At 67.1% G+C, this 16,781-nt stretch carries 16 protein-coding genes; 8 read left to right on the top strand and 8 right to left on the bottom strand.

The window, feature by feature from the left end; all coding sequences use genetic code 11:
• Nucleotides 1–38 precede the first annotated feature (38 nt).
• Nucleotides 39–563 carry a single-stranded DNA-binding protein gene (gene ssb / locus DQG15_RS01530; RefSeq protein WP_116082181.1) on the bottom strand — a complete coding sequence of 175 codons (525 nt, stop codon included), beginning with the start codon at nt 561–563 and terminating at the stop codon, nt 39–41.
• A 204-nt stretch (nt 564–767) separates the two neighbouring features.
• Between ssb and DQG15_RS01535 the strand changes: the two genes are divergently transcribed.
• Together DQG15_RS01535 and DQG15_RS01540 are read left to right on the top strand one after the other, a co-directional pair.
• A complete protein-coding gene (locus DQG15_RS01535; protein ID WP_116082182.1) occupies nt 768–1,358 on the top strand; it encodes a lytic transglycosylase domain-containing protein in 591 nt (196 codons plus the stop codon).
• 315 nt (nt 1,359–1,673) lie between these two features.
• Nucleotides 1,674–2,990: a DEAD/DEAH box helicase gene (locus DQG15_RS01540; protein WP_232830664.1), complete on the top strand. Its 1,317-nt coding sequence runs from the start codon at nt 1,674–1,676 to the stop codon at nt 2,988–2,990.
• Nucleotides 2,991–3,068: 78 nt separating this feature from the next.
• Here DQG15_RS01540 and DQG15_RS01545 read toward each other — a convergent pair whose 3' ends face one another.
• The 3 genes from DQG15_RS01545 to DQG15_RS01555 all read right to left on the bottom strand — a co-directional run bounded on the left by DQG15_RS01545 (nt 3,069) and on the right by DQG15_RS01555 (nt 6,308).
• Entirely contained in the window at nt 3,069–3,956 is an 888-nt protein-coding gene (locus tag DQG15_RS01545; RefSeq protein ID WP_116082184.1) for a DUF1206 domain-containing protein, read from the bottom strand.
• A gap of 86 nt (nt 3,957–4,042) precedes the next feature.
• Complete coding sequence (locus DQG15_RS01550) at nt 4,043–4,900, bottom strand: AraC family transcriptional regulator (protein WP_116082186.1); 858 nt, start codon at nt 4,898–4,900, stop codon at nt 4,043–4,045.
• 100 nt (nt 4,901–5,000) lie between these two features.
• Nucleotides 5,001–6,308 carry an HlyC/CorC family transporter gene (locus tag DQG15_RS01555; protein ID WP_116082188.1) on the bottom strand — a complete coding sequence of 436 codons (1,308 nt, stop codon included), beginning with the start codon at nt 6,306–6,308 and terminating at the stop codon, nt 5,001–5,003.
• 214 nt (nt 6,309–6,522) lie between these two features.
• On the opposite strand from DQG15_RS01555, the gene lipA reads away from it, so the two are divergent.
• The 4 genes from lipA (at nt 6,523) to DQG15_RS01575 (ending at nt 10,465) form a co-directional block, all read left to right on the top strand.
• The gene (gene lipA / locus DQG15_RS01560; protein ID WP_116082189.1) at nt 6,523–7,476 is read left to right on the top strand and encodes a lipoyl synthase; all 954 of its coding nucleotides are present in this window, start codon (nt 6,523–6,525) and stop codon (nt 7,474–7,476) included.
• A 93-nt stretch (nt 7,477–7,569) separates the two neighbouring features.
• Nucleotides 7,570–8,787: an NAD-dependent epimerase/dehydratase family protein gene (locus DQG15_RS01565; protein WP_116082191.1), complete on the top strand. Its 1,218-nt coding sequence runs from the start codon at nt 7,570–7,572 to the stop codon at nt 8,785–8,787.
• A 2-nt stretch (nt 8,788–8,789) separates the two neighbouring features.
• Nucleotides 8,790–9,620 carry a glycosyl transferase gene (locus tag DQG15_RS01570; protein WP_116083665.1) on the top strand — a complete coding sequence of 277 codons (831 nt, stop codon included), beginning with the start codon at nt 8,790–8,792 and terminating at the stop codon, nt 9,618–9,620.
• On the top strand, nt 9,620–10,465 hold the full coding sequence (locus tag DQG15_RS01575) for an NAD(P)-dependent oxidoreductase (RefSeq protein WP_116082193.1): 846 nt from the start codon (nt 9,620–9,622) through the stop codon (nt 10,463–10,465). Before DQG15_RS01570 ends, DQG15_RS01575 begins: the two co-directional genes overlap by 1 nt.
• On the opposite strand, the gene DQG15_RS01580 is transcribed toward DQG15_RS01575, so the two are convergent.
• Together DQG15_RS01580 and DQG15_RS01585 are read right to left on the bottom strand one after the other, a co-directional pair.
• A complete protein-coding gene (locus DQG15_RS01580) occupies nt 10,462–12,555 on the bottom strand; it encodes a protein-disulfide reductase DsbD (protein ID WP_232830665.1) in 2,094 nt (697 codons plus the stop codon). The two genes, DQG15_RS01575 and DQG15_RS01580, sit on opposite strands and share 4 nt — an antisense overlap.
• Nucleotides 12,556–12,644: 89 nt before the next feature.
• Complete coding sequence (locus DQG15_RS01585; RefSeq protein WP_116082197.1) at nt 12,645–13,208, bottom strand: L,D-transpeptidase; 564 nt, start codon at nt 13,206–13,208, stop codon at nt 12,645–12,647.
• A gap of 166 nt (nt 13,209–13,374) precedes the next feature.
• Here DQG15_RS01585 and cheB point away from each other — a divergent pair, with 166 nt between their 5' ends.
• Together cheB and DQG15_RS01595 are read left to right on the top strand one after the other, a co-directional pair.
• Nucleotides 13,375–14,463, top strand: a complete 1,089-nt coding sequence (gene cheB, locus DQG15_RS01590; protein ID WP_116083667.1) for a chemotaxis-specific protein-glutamate methyltransferase CheB — start codon at nt 13,375–13,377, stop codon at nt 14,461–14,463.
• Entirely contained in the window at nt 14,460–14,981 is a 522-nt protein-coding gene (locus DQG15_RS01595; RefSeq protein WP_116082198.1) for a chemotaxis protein CheD, read from the top strand. Before cheB ends, DQG15_RS01595 begins: the two co-directional genes overlap by 4 nt.
• Before the next feature lie 40 nt (nt 14,982–15,021).
• Here the strand turns inward: DQG15_RS01595 and DQG15_RS01600 are convergent, their stop codons facing one another.
• Both DQG15_RS01600 and DQG15_RS01605 read right to left on the bottom strand, forming a co-directional pair.
• Nucleotides 15,022–15,882: a 1-acyl-sn-glycerol-3-phosphate acyltransferase gene (locus DQG15_RS01600; protein ID WP_116082200.1), complete on the bottom strand. Its 861-nt coding sequence runs from the start codon at nt 15,880–15,882 to the stop codon at nt 15,022–15,024.
• On the bottom strand, nt 15,879–16,667 hold the full coding sequence (locus DQG15_RS01605) for a GNAT family N-acetyltransferase (protein WP_370454162.1): 789 nt from the start codon (nt 16,665–16,667) through the stop codon (nt 15,879–15,881). The genes DQG15_RS01600 and DQG15_RS01605 overlap by 4 nt, the downstream gene beginning before the upstream one ends.
• Between the last annotated feature and the right edge of the window lie 114 nt (nt 16,668–16,781).

The raw sequence follows: 16,781 nt of genomic DNA on the forward strand, positions 1-16,781 counted from the left end.
CGCATTCGCGCAAACGGGCCCCGCGCCCAAAGCACCCTTTAGAACGGGATCTCGTCGTCGAAATCGCTGCCGCCGGGGCCGGAGGAACCACCGGTGCCGCGATCGTCGTAACCGCCGCCGCCACCACCGTAGCCGCCGCCTGATCCGCCGCCGTAGTTTCCACCGCCGGATCCGCCGCCATAATTGCCGCCGCCACCGCCGCCGCCTTCACCGCGGCCGTCGAGCATGGTGAGCGTCGAGGTGTAGGGCCGCAGCACTACCTCGGTCGAATAGCGATCGGCGCCGGACTGGTCCTGGTATTTCCGCGTCTCGAGCTGACCCTCGATATAGACCTTGGACCCCTTGCGCAGATACTGCTCGGCGACGCGCGCCAGCGGCTCCGAGAAGATTGCCACGGAGTGCCATTCGGTCTTCTCGCGGCGCTCGCCCGTATTCTTGTCCTTCCAGGTGTCGGAGGTCGCGATCCGCAGGTTGCAGACCTTTCCGCCGTTCTGGAAGGTCCTGACTTCCGGGTCCCGACCCAGATTTCCGATCAGGATGACCTTGTTCACCGATCCGGCCATGCGACCCTCCGATTTCGGGTGTTGTTGAATGCCGCCGGTTACACCACCTGCGGCGCGCCATGGAAAGTCAAAACCGGACGGGCAGGGCGCTCCCGCCCCGTTACCCTTGAGCGGACACCCGCCTCCCCTTTTCGCGGGGTAGCGAGCCATTGTCCGATCGTCTAGCATCGCGCCCAAACGACAGGGACAGTCAGGACAACCACAATGCAGCGGATCATTGCCGCGGCCCTCGCTGCCGCTTTCATCGTGCCGACCGGAGCGATTGCCGACACCATCGTTTCCTCGAAGTCGCGCTCCAAGCAGTTCGCGGCGCAGACGCGGTTTCTCGATGACAGGGCCTCGGTCCAGTACCGCGCCTCCGTCGGCATCGCTCCGCCCTCCATCGTCGCTCCGTCCAAGTACAGTGAGGGGCCGAGCTATTCGGGGCGTTACCAGGGACAGTTCGTCGAGGTCGCCCGCGGCGCCGCCCGGAAGTACAACGTGCCGGAGGACCTCTTCCTGCGCCTTGTTCAGCAGGAAAGCGGCTGGAACTCGAACGCGCTCAGCCACAAGGGCGCCATCGGTCTTGCCCAGCTGATGCCGGGCACGGCGGCGACGCTGCGTGTCGATCCGCATGATCCGCAGCAGAACCTCGAGGGCGGGGCGCGTTACCTGCGCATGATGTACGACCGGTATCGCGACTGGCGTCTCGCGCTTGCCGCCTACAACGCCGGCCCCGGCGCGGTGGACAAGCACGGCGGCATTCCGCCCTACACCGAAACGAAGCTGTACGTCGTCAAGATCATGGGCAGCTGACGGCGCCGCGGGTCACGCCGCAGCGCCCGCGCCCCGGTCCGCCCGGCCTTGACTTCGGGCGGGCGAGGGGGCATGTCCTGCGATGTCCGCCAAGCATGGCCGCGTGAGACGTTCCCCATCTTCATGGGACGCCGGGCCGGCGGACGATTTGAGTTTCCGACATCACGCATTGGGGACACGCGCCGCCGCAGGCAGCTCCGGACAGACGGTCCGGCGCCGCGACTCGCGTCGGAGAACCCCATTCCGGGGCGGCCCTCGCCGCTCTGGTGCCGCGCCGGGCCTAAGAGGCCCCGAGCGCCGCGAAAGGACATTTTCTTGGATTTCGACATGCTGGGGCTCGACCCCCGTCTTCTGGATGCGCTGAAGCGCACCAACATCTCCGAACCGACGCCGATCCAGGCTCAGGCCATTCCCCACGCGATGAACGGCCGCGACGTGCTCGGGCTCGCGCAGACCGGAACCGGCAAGACCGCCGCCTTCGGCCTGCCGCTCGTTCACGCGCTGATGACCACCCATGGTGGCCGTCCCACGCCGAAGCAGCCCAAATCGCTGATCCTCGCGCCGACGCGCGAGCTCGTACGGCAGATCGCCGACACGCTCTCGCACATGACGCAAGGCACCCAGATCCGGATCCAGACGATCACCGGCGGCGTCTCGCCGGGGCCGCAGATCCGCAAGATGGAAAAGGGCTGCGACGTCCTCGTCGCCACGCCCGGCCGTTTGATCGACCTTCTGGAGCAGGGCGCCGTCAACCTCGCCGGCACACCGTTCCTCGTGCTGGACGAAGCTGACCAGATGCTGGATCTCGGCTTCATCCATGCCCTGCGCAAGATCGCCCGGCTCCTGCCCGAGGATCGGCAGACCATGCTCTTCTCGGCCACGATGCCGAAGCAGATGAACGAGCTGGCCAACACCTACCTGCGCAATCCCGTACGCGTCGAGGTGTCTCCCCCGGGTCGTCCCGCGGACAAGATCGCGCAGTACATCCACTTCCTCGACCAGTCGGAGAAGCCGGCGCTGCTGGCCGATCTGCTGGACGAGCACCGCGATGAGCGCGCGCTCGTCTTCGCCCGGACCAAGCACGGCGCGGAGCGGCTCATGAAGGGTCTCGACAAGTCCGGTTTCGCGGCCGCGTCGATCCATGGCAACAAGAGCCAGGGTCAGCGCCTTCGGGCGCTCGACGGGTTCCGCGATGGGGATATCCGCGTCCTGGTCGCAACCGACGTTGCCGCGCGCGGCCTCGACATTCCGGACGTGCGTCACGTCTACAACTATGATCTTCCGAACGTGCCAGACGCCTATGTCCACCGCATCGGCCGTACGGCGCGCGCCGGAGCGTCCGGACGGGCCGTGGCATTCTGCTCGCCCGAAGAGATCGACCTGCTGAGGGATATCGAGAAGACCACGAAGCTGCCGATCGAGGTTGCGGGCGGTGAGCGTCCGACCGGTCCCGCGCCCAAGAAGGCCGATGGCGGCGGGCGTGGCCGTCGCGGCGGCGGCGGCGGTGGGAAGCCCGGTGGTGGCGGCGGTCGCGGTCAGGGCCATGGCCAGGGTGCCAGGGGCAAGCCCGGCGTCACCGCGGCCAAGCCGAAGCGCAATCGTCGCCGGGGTCGGAGCAGCAACGCGGCCTGATCCTTCGGGGCAGACATGAATAAAAGGGCGCGGGAGGCATATGCTCCCCGCGCCCTATCTCGTTCCGGACCCGACTGCTCAGGTGTAGGACTTCGCCTTCAACTCGGCCTGCCGTGCAAGCGAGGTGATGTTCGGGCCGGCCGCTTTCGGCACGATCCGGTAGGCGGCGTTCACGAAGCAGAAGAACGCGAAGCACAGAAGGCCGAGGGCCAGCGCCGTGACCAGGACACGGCCATAGGCCTGCTGGGACAGCCAGCCGAAGGCCGCTTCCATGCCGCCCGCCTCGCTCGGATTGGCGGAGATCGCGGCGTTGACAAGAAGCCCGCCGATCACCGTCACGACGACGCCCTGCGCCGCGACACCGGCCTTCAGAAGCCAGTTGTAGTTCGTGGTGAACTTGTTGGCCATCAGGTGCTCGCGGTACTTCTCCTTCCAGGCCTTGACGAGATAGTAGAGCCCGGCGCCGATGACGATCACGCCGCCGATTCCGACGATCCAGCGGCCCGCGGGCGCCTCCATGATCTTGCCGACCCATTCGACGATGCTGGAACCGCCGCCGCTGCCTGAGCCGCTACCGCTGTCGCCGCCGGAGCCACCTCCGGTCCCGCCGGTGAACAGGAGCGAAATCGCGACGAAGGCGAAGGCGAGGTGAATGACGCCGGTCACGATCATGCCGGTGCGGGCGATCATTCCCTTGCCGTCCGAGCCGTAATCCTCGAGGTCCCAGATGCAGTCGACCACGCGCCAGGCGGCGTAGCAGATCATGCCGATCGCGATCAGCGCGAGGACAATGCCGCCCCAAGTTGTCGTCTCGAGCTGGGCCAGCGCCTCGCTCGTTCCCTGCGCGTTGCCCCCGCGCCAGATGGCGTAGGCCGAGTAGCCGCCGACGACCGTGTAGATCAGCCCCCGGCCACTGTATCCGGCTCGCATGACCGGAATGGCCCATGAAAAATCGCTGTGTGACATAGCGTCTGTCCTGCCCGTCGTTCAAAATTATCTGGCGGACCAATGCGCGCGGGTCGGTTCACGTTCCCTTGAATGACGCGTGGGGCTTACCACTCGGACGAGAGGGGCCGGTTCCGGCTGCTGTCGCGGAATTCCGACGGTCCGATCCCGGCTCGGGCCCGAAAGGCGTCGGCGAAGTCATCCCGGCTCCCGAAGCCCAACATGAGCGCGATGTGATCGGGCGGCAGCGCGGTCTGCACAAGCAGCCGGCGGGCCTCGAAGGCGGTGCGGTCGGCCAGGATGTCTTCCGCCGTGTGTCCGCATGTCTCGAGGCAGGTTCGGGTCAACTCGTCCGCGCTGACGCCGAGCTTCGTTGCGTAATCGGCAATGGTCTGGCCGGTATAGAGCTTGTCCTCGACAAGGGCGGTGAAGGCCCGGGCGAGGGCAGAGGCCTTCTCATGAGTGCCGTCTCGCGCCTCGCTGCGGTCCGCCATGATCTGCCGTTCCAGCCAGAGAGCGACGAGACTGCCATGGAGCCCGATGGCGCGCTCCCGTGCCGGGCGGCCGGCGTCGATCTCGCGTTGCAGGGCCTCGATCAGGCTCGTCATCTCGCCCTGCGCGCCGGCATCCCTGATCCTCAGATGATGCGGAGCCTCGGGCAGGGACGCCAGACCTGCCCCGAACCGGAGGGCGGAGCCGAAGGTCGGCGCGGTGACCTCGATGCCGTGCATGGTGCGGGCCGGGATGTAGATCGCGTTATGTGCGCCGTAGCCCCGCGTCGTGCCCGCGACCGTGATCCGACCTTGCCCGCGCGTGACCCAGAGAAGCAGCGGCTCTCGAATAGAGCGCATCGCCTCGGACCGCCACCGCCCGCCATGGGTCAGACGCTGAAGCGGAACGAGTCTCACCGCCTCCGGCGCTTCCGTGGGCGTCTTCGCGGGGCTGCTGCTGGAGCCTTCGGGCATCGCATTCTTCCGGCGACCGGCCGCTTGACGTTACGGCGCCCCGGAAGCCTGCATCCGAACGGGCGCCAAAATCAAGGCGCCTCGCACGGATCCTGCGACGCTAGAGCTGCCTGATCTTCAGCCGCGTGATGCGGTTGTCCTTCCGCGCCAGCACTTCGAAGCGGAAGCCGTGAAACGAGAACACCTGGCCCTGCGTTGGGATCGTCTGCGCCTCGTGGATGACGAGGCCCGCGACGGTGTTGGCTTCCTCGTCGGGCAGGTTCCAGTCCCGCGCGCGGTTGAGATCGCGGATCGTCATCGCTCCGTCCACCAGCCAGTCGCCCGTCTCCGTGCGCCTCATCGGGCGCTCGCCGGACACGTCGAACTCGTCGGTGATCTCGCCGACGATTTCCTCGAGGATGTCCTCCAGCGTGATCAGCCCCTGCAGCGCACCGTACTCGTCCACCACGAGGGCGAAGTGCGTGTGGCGGCGCAGGAATTCCCGCATCTGGTCATCCAGCGTGGTGGTCTCTGGCACGAAGTAGGGCTTCATCGCCACGTCGAGCACGCGGAACTTCGCAAGCGCCTCGGCGCCGGCTTCCGACGTGGTCAGCTTGTGCATGGCGCGCAGCAGGTCCTTGGCATGGACGACGCCGACGATGTTCTCGTGATCGCCGCGATAGACGGGCAGGCGGGTATGCGGCGAGGCGAGGGACTGCGAGAGGATCGCAGAGGGCTCGTCATCCGCGTCGATCATCTCGATCTTGGAGCGGTGGAGCATGATCTCCTCCACCGTTCGGTCGCCCAGATCGAGCGCGCCGAGGAGCCGGTCCCTGTCCTCCTTTTCGACGACGCCCTCGGAATGCCCGATCTGAAGCGCACCGACGATTTCTTCCCGCACAGACAGCAAGGCGAGATCCGGGTCGATCCTGAGGCCGAAGATTCGCAGCACGCCGCGCACGATCGCTCGCACCGCGGAGACAGCCGGAGACAGGACCAGAATGACGATGCGGATCATCGGCGCGGTCTTGGACGCTGCGGATTCGGGGTCGGTGATCGCGTAGGTCTTGGGCAGCACCTCGGCGAAGATCAGCACGAGCGCCGTCATAACCAGCGTTGCCAATGCCACGCCGCCATCGCCGAGAAGGCGGGTAAAGAGTGCCGTCGCGAGCGAGGTCGCGAGGATGTTGGCAAGGTTGTTGCCAAGTAGGATGCCGCCGATCAGGCGCTCGTCGTCTTCCTTCAGCGCAAGGGCCCGGCCCGCGCCGGCGGAGCCCTTGTCGGACATCGAGCGCAGCTTGCCGCGGGAGGCGGCCGTGAGCGCGGTCTCGGATCCCGAGAAGAAGGCCGAGCAGATCAGCAGCACCAGGATGGCGGACGCCGTGATCCAGAAGGCGGCGTCGAGAAGGGGAGGGGCGGTCTCGGTCATGATGTCCGGTCCAGAAAATACCGAGAGACTTATGCGGCTCCTCCGCCTCGCCTTCAAGCGCGCGCGACGGGGCGCTCATCGCAACGATGCGATCCGGCACCGTCGCGCGCGGGCCATGCACGCAGCGCACGGCAGGCGCCCGCCGTAAGCTGCGAACGCCTTTGGACAATCCGTCCGAAAGCCCCTATGTGGAGGGAAACCGAAGAGGGCACCGATGCCACGCGATCTCAAGATCCCCGGAGAGCGCCATCCCGAAAAGGCGCACCGCGCGGACAACGCGCAACCCAAGAAGCCTGACTGGATCCGGGTCAAGGCCCCCACGGGCGAGGGCTACAGGAAGACCCGTGACATCATGCGCACGCATCGGCTCTCCACCGTGTGCGAGGAGGCCGGCTGCCCGAATGTCGGCGAATGCTGGAGCCAGGGTCACGCCACCATGATGATCATGGGCGAGATCTGCACCCGCGGCTGCACTTTCTGCAACGTTGCCACCGGCCGTCCCGACGCGCTCGACGTGTTCGAACCCGGCCGGGTCGCCGATGCGGTTCAGAAGCTCGGTCTGTCCCACGTCGTCATCACCTCTGTGGATCGGGACGACGTCGAGGATGGCGGGGCGGAGCATTTTGCCCAGACGATCCGCGCCGTCCGCCGGCGCTCCCCCGAAACCACGATCGAGATCCTGACGCCGGACTTCCTCAAATGCGCCCCCGAGGCGCTCGAGGTCGTCGTTGCGGCGAAGCCCGACGTCTTCAACCACAATCTCGAGACCGTGCCGGGCCTCTACCCGTCGGTGCGCCCCGGCGCGCGCTACTTTCATTCGCTGCGCCTCCTGCAGCGGGTGAAGGAGCTCGATCCGACGATGTTCACCAAGTCGGGCATCATGGTCGGCCTCGGCGAGACCGGTGAGCAGGTTCGGCAGGTGATGGACGACATGCGCGCGGCGGATATCGATTTCCTGACCATCGGCCAGTATCTCCAGCCGTCGCCCAAGCACCACGGTGTGGACCGCTTCATCACGCCGGACGAATTCGCGTCCTACGAGCGGTCGGCCTATGGCAAGGGGTTCCTCATGGTCTCCGCCACGCCGCTGACGCGCTCGTCCTATCATGCCGGCGACGATTTCGCCCGCCTGCGCGATGCCCGTCTGAAGAAACTGGGCGTTTCCTGAGCCGGCTCGGCGGCTGTCACATGATCGTCACCGCGTCGTCATAGGCGGTGACCCTGCCGGCTGGTGCCGGATGAGAGTTGAGGAGTTTCGCTCATGAAAATCGCTGTTCTAGGCGGAGACGGATTCTGCGGATGGCCGACGGCCCTGCATTTGTCCGATCAGGGGCATGATGTGCATGTCATAGACAACCTGTCCCGCCGCTGGATCGACGCCGAGCTTGGCGTGCAATCCCTGACGCCGATGGACAGCATTCAGGAGCGGGTCCGGATCTGGAAGAAGGTCACGGGCCGCACCATCACATTCCACAAGATCGACCTCGCCAAGCAGTACGACCGCCTGCGGCTCTGGCTCAGCGAGGAGACGCCGGACGCGATCATCCACTTCGCGGAGCAGCGCGCCGCGCCCTATTCGATGAAGTCCGATTCCCACAAGGTCTACACGGTCGACAACAACGTCAGCGGCACGCACAACCTCCTGGCCGCCATGGCTGAAACCGGGATCGACGCGCATCTGGTGCATCTCGGGACGATGGGCGTCTACGGCTATTCCTCCGTCGGCGCGCCGATTCCGGAAGGCTATCTCGACGTCGAGATCGACACGCCATCCGGGAAGAAGGGGCAGGAAATTCTGTACCCGACGAAACCCGGCTCGGTCTATCATATGACCAAGTCCCTCGATCAGATCCTCTTCCAGTTCTACGCCCAGAATGACGGGCTTCGGATCACGGATCTGCACCAGGGCATCGTGTGGGGCACGCATACCGAGCAGACCAAGCGCCATGAACAGCTCATCAATCGCTTCGACTACGACGGCGACTACGGCACCGTTCTCAACCGCTTCCTGATCCAGGCGGCGATCGGCTATCCGCTCACCGTCCACGGCACGGGCGGGCAGACCCGCGCCTTCATCCACATCCAGGACACCGTGCGCTGCATCGAGCTGGCGCTCGGAGACGCGCCGGAGCGGGGAGACCGGGTTCGCATCTTCAATCAGATGACCGAGACGCGCCGGGTTCGCGATCTGGCCGAGCTGGTGGCGAAGCTGTCGGGCGCGGAGATCGCCTACCTGCCGAACCCCCGCAAGGAAGCCGCCGAGAACGACCTGATCGTCGACAACAAGCAGTTCCTGGCGCTCGGTCTGGAGCCGACCACGCTGGCCGAGGGGCTCCTCGAGGAGGTCGTCGAGGTCGCGAAGCGCTACGAGCACCGGATCGACCGCAAGCGCATCCCGGCCGTGTCCGGCTGGACGAAGGACCTCGCCGCGCGGGCCGAGAAGGACCCCGAGGGCAACCGGATCCGCTCGGTCTCGTGAGCCTGCCCGAAGGTCTGATTGCGGATGGGAAGGCGCGGGCATCCTGCGCCTTCGTCACCCTCGTCACGAATCCCGATTACGCGCTTGGCGCGAAGGCGCTTCTGCGCTCCATCCGGCATGCCGGCACGGAGGCCGATCTCGTCGTCCTTCATACCGGTCAGGCGGGAGATCTGTCCGAGCTGACGTCCCTCGGCGCCCGGCTCGTCCAGGCGGATCTGCTGCCCACGTCGGACGCCTTCAACGCGGCCCACGCCAAGGCAAAGCTCCACGGCGCCGCGCCGTTCACGAAGGGGGAGAAGCCGCCCTTCCACACACCGCTCGACAATTTCGCCAAGCTTCGGCTCTGGCAACTCGACTACGAGCGCGCGGTCTTCATCGATGCCGATACGCTGATGCTGGCGCCCTGCGACAAGCTCTTCGGTTACCCCGAGTTCTGCGCCGCGCCCAATGTCTACGAAAGCATCGCCGACTTCCATCGCATGAACAGCGGCGTCTTCACGGCCAGGCCCAACCCCGCGACCTTCGAGGCGATGCTGAGCGCGCTCGATGCGCCGGGCGCATTCTGGCGGCGCACGGACCAGACGTTCCTCGAAAGCTACTTTCCCGACTGGCACGGCCTGCCGGTCTTCTGGAACATGTTGCAATATGTCTGGTTCGCAATGCCCGAGCTCTGGGACTGGCGCGCGATCCGCATCCTGCACTTCCAGTACGAAAAGCCGTGGCAGGATCATGCCAAGGCGGACCGGCTCCGCCCGCTGATCGACCTTTGGGCACGCTTCGCGGACGGGACCCAGATCCCGGACATCGCGACCCTGCCGAACCCCGCTCGCTGATGCGGATCGCGATCACGGGAGGAACCGGCCTCGTCGGACGTTTCATTACGCGTGCGGCGACGCGAGCAGGGCACGACGTGGTGCTCCTCGGTCGCACGCCGCCCGGGAGCCTGTTTCCCGAGGCGCGGCACATGCCATGGCAGCTCGGCGAGCGTCCCGACCTTGCCGGCGCCGACGCCCTGATCCATGCCGCCTTCCGTCACGAACCGGGCCGCTATCGCGGCGGGGAGGGAGACGATCCCGAGGGGTTCTCGCGGGCCAACCTGGACGGCACGCTCCTTCTCTGGGAGGCGGCTGAACGCGCCGGGGCGCATGTCGCCTTCCTCTCCACCCGCGCCGTCTACGGCGATTACGCCCCCGGCACCCGCCTGACCGAGGACCTGCCGCCGCGGCCCGATACGCTCTACGGCAAGGTGAAGCTCGCCGCCGAGGAGGCGCTGGGGCAGGGCGGGGCGAGCCTTCGCGCAACGGGCGTCTACGGTCCCGCCGGGCCGGGCCTCGATCACAAGTGGACGTGGCTTTTCAGGGACTTCGCGGCCGGGGCGCATATCTCGCCGCGCGTCGCAAGCGAAGTTCATGGGGAGGATCTCGCCGCTGCCGTTCTCACCTGTCTGAGCCTGCGCGCGACCGGTCCGCTCAACGTCTCGGACCTCGTCCTCGACAGGCGATACCTCCTGAGGCGGGTGTCGGAGCTGACAGGGATCGACGGGCCGCTTCCGGATGAGGCCGACAGGAGCCGCGTTTCGGAAGCCGACTGTTCCCGCCTCTGCGATCTCGGCTGGCGGCCCGGCGGCTGGGACAGGCTGGAGGCCGACCTGCCCGAGCTGATCCGCGCCGCGCTCTAGTTCGACGCCTGCGTTCGCCCGCCCGACGCTGCATCAAGCGCTGACAGGACGGCGTCCCGCGTCAGGAGTTCCGGCAGGGCGATCCCCTCCGGCGCACCGGGGCCATAGACGGCATTGAACGGTATTCCGTATCTGCCGAACGTCTCGAGATATTGCGAGATGGCGGGATCCGGCCGCGTCCAGTCGGCGCGCATCGCGACGATGCCCTCCGCCGTCAGCGCCTCGACCATTTCCGCCCGGTCCAGGACAAGTCGCTTGTTCGCCTGGCAGGTCAGGCACCAGTCGGCCGTGACGTCCACGAAGACCACGTCTCCCTCCGAAACCCGCCGCGCGATCTTCCCCCGGTCGAACTCGGTCCAGATGCCGGAGGCGATCTCTGACCCTTGAGCGGCCGTTACGAGCCGCGGGGGAAGGACGACGCCTGCTCCGAGAATCGCTGCAAGGCAAAGGGCGATCGCGGATGGCGGAAGGATCCGTGATCCCCTCCAGAGCAGGACGACGAGGAGCGCTGCGAGGGCGGCAACGAGTGCTGCCGCTGCCGGTCCGGCCACCGCCGAAAGAACGGCCAGAAGCCAGATCACCGTCAGTGCCAGTGCAGCACCGAGGGCGACCTTGACGAGAAGCATCCAGCGTCCCGGCCTCGGCAGCCGCGTCAGAAGACCGGGCGCTGCGGCAAGGGCAAGGTAGGGGGACGCCAGACCGATGCCGAGCGCGACGAAGACGACAATGACATCCACCGCGCTTCCCGCGAGCGCGAAGGCCACTGCCGTGCCAAGAAAGGGCGCTGTGCAGGGTGTCGCAAGAACCGCCGCCAAGGCGCCGGTCGCGAAATCTCCGCCATAGCCGGGCGCACCGTCGGCCCGCGCCAGCCGCGTCTGCCAGGCTGACGGCAGGCCGATCTCGAAGAGCCCCGCGAGGTTCGCCGCGAGTGCCGCGAGGCAGACGATCAGGACCGCAAGGAAGGCCGGGCTCTGGAACTGCAGGCCCCAGCCCAAGGACAGTCCCGCACCCCGCGCCGTAAGGGTCACGGCCGCAAGCGCGATGAAGAAGGAGATGACACCGGCCGCGGAGACGAGGAACCCCCGCCTTACCCGCGCCGGACCGTGGCCCCGCGCCTTCATCGCGTGACCGAGCTTGATCGACAGAACCGGCAGGACGCAGGGCATGACGTTCATCAAGAGCCCGCCCAGAAGCGCGATTCCAGCGAAGACGGCCAGCTCGGTCCAGTCCGTTCCGGCGCTGGCCGCGCCATCGGGGCCCGGCGGCGCCGCGGCATCCCAGCTCGGCGCGAATTCCGCCGCGGCCGTTCCATCCGTCAGCGTGACCCGGATCGGCCCGCCCGGATCGCCAGGGGAGAGGACCGGAAACGCGGCCCACAGCCCGTTCTCCGTCAGCCGCAGATCCGGTGCCCCGAAGGATGCGGGGTAGGCGCCGTCCCATTCCGGGAAGACCTCCGGCGCCGCGAAGCCCCCTGGGCCGGTCGCCGTGATCACGAATTCTGTTCCATCCGCTGACAAGGCGGCCGCGCCGATCCTCCAGGGGGATGCATCCCCCTCCAGCGGTACGCGGGCGGCATGATCGGCGATGAGGGCCGCGGATGCATCGTCGATCCCGGTGCCCTCATCGATGGCGAGCGCGACGGAGACGTCCTGCGGGATGCAGACGTCCGAGCAGACGAGAAGGCTTCCGTGGCCCTCGAGTCGCGCAGGCGCACCGGGGTCCTCGAGCGTCACGCGCAAGGGAAAGACGACCCGCTCGTCGTAGCCGTAATTCTCGATCCCGAAGGCGCGGAAGCGATGCGGCGCGGGCCACAGCATTTCGACGTCCGAGACGTTCTCGGACGCGGACCAGTCGATCTCCGGCGGCAATCCGACCTCGCCGGGAGAGCGCCAGTACGTCTTCCAGCCCTCATTCAGGACAACATCGAGACCGGCCGAGAGGGTGGTTGCTCCCGGCGCGACACCGTCCTCCGCCGTGATCAGCCGGATGGAGGCGCCATCGCCTTCGATCGCATCCGTCTCTGCTGCAATCGCAGGTCCGGCCAGCCCTGCGAGAAGGACGGTCGAGGCGATGACACGCGTGAGGCTCATGAGGATCCGCATCGCTTCCGGCGATATAACAAAAGCGCCGGCGGAGACAGATCCGCCGGCGCTTCTGAAGCAGTCGTGAAGCCGCAGGTTCAGAGAACGGTGACTCGAGTTCCGACGGCGACCTGTTCGTAGAGCGCCTTGACGTGATCGTTCAGCATCCGGATGCAGCCATTCGACACGGACCGCCCGATGGAGCCGGGATCGGTGGTGCCATGAATGCGGAAGTACGTATCCACGCCGTCCTGATAGAGATAGAGCGCACGCGCGCCGAGTGGATTGTCCGGCCCGCCGGGCACGCCATCCGCAAACTGCGCATATTGCTGCGGTTCCCGCTCGATCATCTCGTCCGTGGGGCGCCAGGACGGCCATTCCGCCTTCCGGCCAACCACCGCGTCGCCATGGAACGCAAGTCCCGCACGGCCGACGCCGACGCCGTACCGCGTGGCCTGACCGGGCTGGGTAACGTGGTAAAGATAGTGCTGTTGCGGCGCGACGACGATCTGTCCCGGAGCGATGTCGCCGGAGACGCGCACGGAGCGCGGCATGAATTCGGGCGCAACCTGCTGGCCTTCCGCGGCGCGCGCGGCGGCCGGCAGAAGCGCTGCGGCGGGGATCGCGGCCATCATGGCGGCGAACTGGCGTCTGGTCTGCATCAATGCCTCTTCAATCTGGGTGTGCTTCCCCAAGCTGCCCTTACAACATCTCCTCCTAGGGAAAAGTTTCCTCACGAGGAGATGAGCTTGGCTTGAGCCGGTTTACGACTTCTTCATGGCCCTCTGCGAGACCGGTAGGCGAACGCCAGATCCGATCCGGGTGCGCATGATTGAAAGACCATCCCCTCTTCCGGCAGAGCCGCGCGTCCGCGTCGTGATCGTGGAAGATTCGGTCGCGATGCGACAGATCCTGCGCCTTGAGCTCGAGCGCGACGGCCGCTTCGATGTCGTGGGGGAGGCGGGCGATCCCTTCGAGGCGCGGGAGGTCATCCGGGCCACCTCTCCCGACGTCCTGACCCTCGATGTCGAGATGCCGCGGATGGACGGGATCTCGTTCCTCCGCAAGCTGATGTCCCTGCGACCAATGCCCGTCGTCATGCTATCCAGTCTGACGGTGCCGGGAAGTCGCGCGGCGGTTGAAGCGCTTTCCCTTGGCGCCGTCGATTGCATCGACAAGAGGTCGATCACGCATGATATCGGCCGGACGCGGCTGGCCTCGCGAATCCATGCCGCTGCGTCAGCGCAGCTCCATGCCCTGCCGCTGGCGGACCAGCCCTCGCTCGGGCGCGGCAGGGGATGGGATGGTCGTGCGATCCTGATCGGCGCCTCGACGGGCGGCGTCAGAGCGATCGAGCAGCTTCTCGCACCGCTTCCGCCAGATGCCCCCCCGATCGCCATCGTGCAGCATATGCCGAAGCCCTTCCTGGAGAATTTCGCTCAGCGGCTGAGCGCGATGAGTGCCATGCGCGTCGCTCTCGCCCATCCGGGGGCCGAGCTTCGCCGCGGCCATGTCTGGATCGCACCCGGCGGGGCACATCATCTCGCCATTGCCGGGCAGGCCGGCGGCGTGCTGACGCTGGATCTCAGGGCGGGGGGGAAGACGTCAGGCCACCGCCCCTCGGTGGACGTTCTCTTCAACTCCGCCGAGCCGTACGCTCCGAGTGTCGTCGCAACGCTCTTGACCGGCATGGGCAGGGACGGGGCCGAAGGTATGGCCAGGCTGCGCCGGGCAGGCGCCCACACCATCGCGCAGAGCGCGAGCACCTGCGTCGTGGCGGGCATGCCCGGCGCCGCCATGGCCCTCGGTGCGGCCACCGAAGAGCTGCCTCTCGACCGCATCCCGAAGCGCCTCATGGACCTGACCGGCAACGCCACCGCGTCCGGGCCCGCCCAGCCTCGCCGAAGCCTCACATGAGTCTCGCCGTGTCGCCGGGCCGGCTCATCACGGTGGTGCAGGGCGGGCATGCCGTGTCCTCCGATCCGGGCGCGATCATCACGACGGTCCTCGGATCCTGCGTTGCCACGTGCCTGCACGATCCGCTCGCCGGGGTCGGAGGGCTGAACCACATCCTGCTGCCCGAGCAGCAGGGCGATGACGGGGCGCGCATCGGGGCCTGCATGATGGAGGTTCTGATCAATGCCCTTCTCCGAAAAGGCGCCGCGAAGCACCGGCTCGAGGCAAAGCTCTTTGGCGGCGCCAGGATGGTGGCCGGGCTGAGCGACATTGGGGAGCGAAACGTCGCATTCGCCACGGAATTTCTCGCAAGGGAGGGGATCATCTGCCGGTCCTCCTGTACCGGCGGAACGTCCGGCCGGCGTCTCCGCTTCTGGCCGGTCACGGGAAAGCTGCAGCAAAAGCGCATCAGCGAGCCGGTCCCCATCAAGGCGCCGCCACCCCGGCCGAGGGACCAGGGCCGTGTCGAACTCTTCTAGGAGAACCGACACCTCAGCGCGGACTATCCGGCAGCCTGCCTCAGCCTTGGTCCGCGTTGGACGCGCCATTCACGAGCGCGGTGACAGGCCCCCGTACGGCCGTCTCGCAGCTCCGAGCGAGATCCTTGCGGTTAGCATGATCGGCGGCGCGGACGGGCGGATGGTAGGTGACATGGATGCGTCCCTGCCTGCGCGCGGCCAGCGTCTGCAAAAGATGCGCTCCAAATTCCATGTCCCCCCACCAGCCGTAGAAGCGGGCATCTTCTCCAACCGGGGCGTGATAACTCAGCGTGACGGGCTGGATCGCCATGTCGCCCGGGATCGCGTCCGACAGGAAGGCCTGGAACAGGGTCGTCTTGAAGGGCAGGACGCGGCGCCCGTCCGTGCTCGTCCCCTCGGGAAAGAACAGAAGGAGGTGCCCGGCGGCCAGTCGCTCCGCGAAAAGATCCGCCTGCGCTCTCGCCTCGCGCCTGTCGCGCTTGATGAAGAGCGTTCCCGTCGCCCGCGCGAGCCAGCCGATCCCGGGCCATGCGGCGACCTCGGACTTGGACACGAAATAGACGCGCTGTCCCGCATTCAGCGCGAAGATGTCCAGCCAGCTCGCGTGGTTGGCCACGATCGCGCCGGGCCCCGGCATGGGCTGCCCCGACTGCGTTCGCCTCAGGCCGAGGATCACAATGGCGGCGCGGCAGACAGCTTGGGTGATATGGGGCGTCACGGGCCGGCGCAGGCCGCAGAGCGGGCGTTCGACGAGACGGACGAGAAGCAGCACGGCCAGGCCACCGAAGGTCACGAGCCCGAGGGCACTGCCCCGCAGGAGGACCCGGAGCCACCCGGCGATCCCGCGAGGCCCCGTGGGTACCGCGCCAGGTCCGTCGCCCTCCCAGGTCGGTCCGCTCAAGCCGGCCGCCCGGCCGGTGCGCCGGCATAGACGGAGCGCTGTTTCTCACCGATATGCGAGACATCCATCACGAGGCAGATGTCCGTCGTGTTGAACGCCCGGTCGACATAGGCCCCTTCGCCGATGCATCCGCCGAGCCGCAGGTAGGACTTGATCAGCGCCGGGACGGTCCGCATCGCCGCGGGCCGGTCGATCTCCGCCTCCGGCATGAGGTCGAGCGCGACGGCGCCATCCCCGATGGCGCGAACGCGAAGCTCTTCCGGCGCCAGGTGGCGATGGTGCAGCAGCGACAACGGGGCGCGAAGGGCGTCGATATCGGTGCCGTGGAAGCTGGCCACTCCGAAGAGCACCTCGATCTGGCGCTCGGTGACATACGCGCCAAGGCCCTGCCAGAGTTGGAACAGGGCCGCGCCGCCGCGATTGGCCGGCTCGACGCAGGAGCGGCCGAGTTCGAGCAGCTTGCGGCCGGACGCCTCGAGCGGCGACAGATCGTACTCGCTCTCGCAGTAGAAGCGACCCATCCGGGCCCGCCGATCGCCGGGCAGCAGCCGGTAGACGCCGATCACGTGATCGAGAGTCGCTTCGTCCCGCCGGGGGTCGATTAAGACCATGTGATCGTAATAGGGATCGAAAGCGTCGCGCTCGAACCGGCCGGCATGATCGACGAGGTCGCCGTCGCCGCCAAGTTCCTCGACGAAGACGCGGTAGCGCAGCCGCTGCGCACCGAGGAGATCCGATTCGCTTGTCGCGAGGCGGGTCGTGAAGGGCATCTCGCCCGGAACCAGGGATCGATAGGACCGCGTCATGGTGCTGTCGCGTACCCCGCGCGGGCCGCACTTGGCAACAGAAACGGTGAAGCGGATTGTCGCGCCGGCCTTAAGCTTTGGTTAACTTTCGTC

The organism is Tropicimonas sp. IMCC34011, assembly GCF_003390865.1.
Lineage (GTDB): Bacteria > Pseudomonadota > Alphaproteobacteria > Rhodobacterales > Rhodobacteraceae > Tropicimonas_B.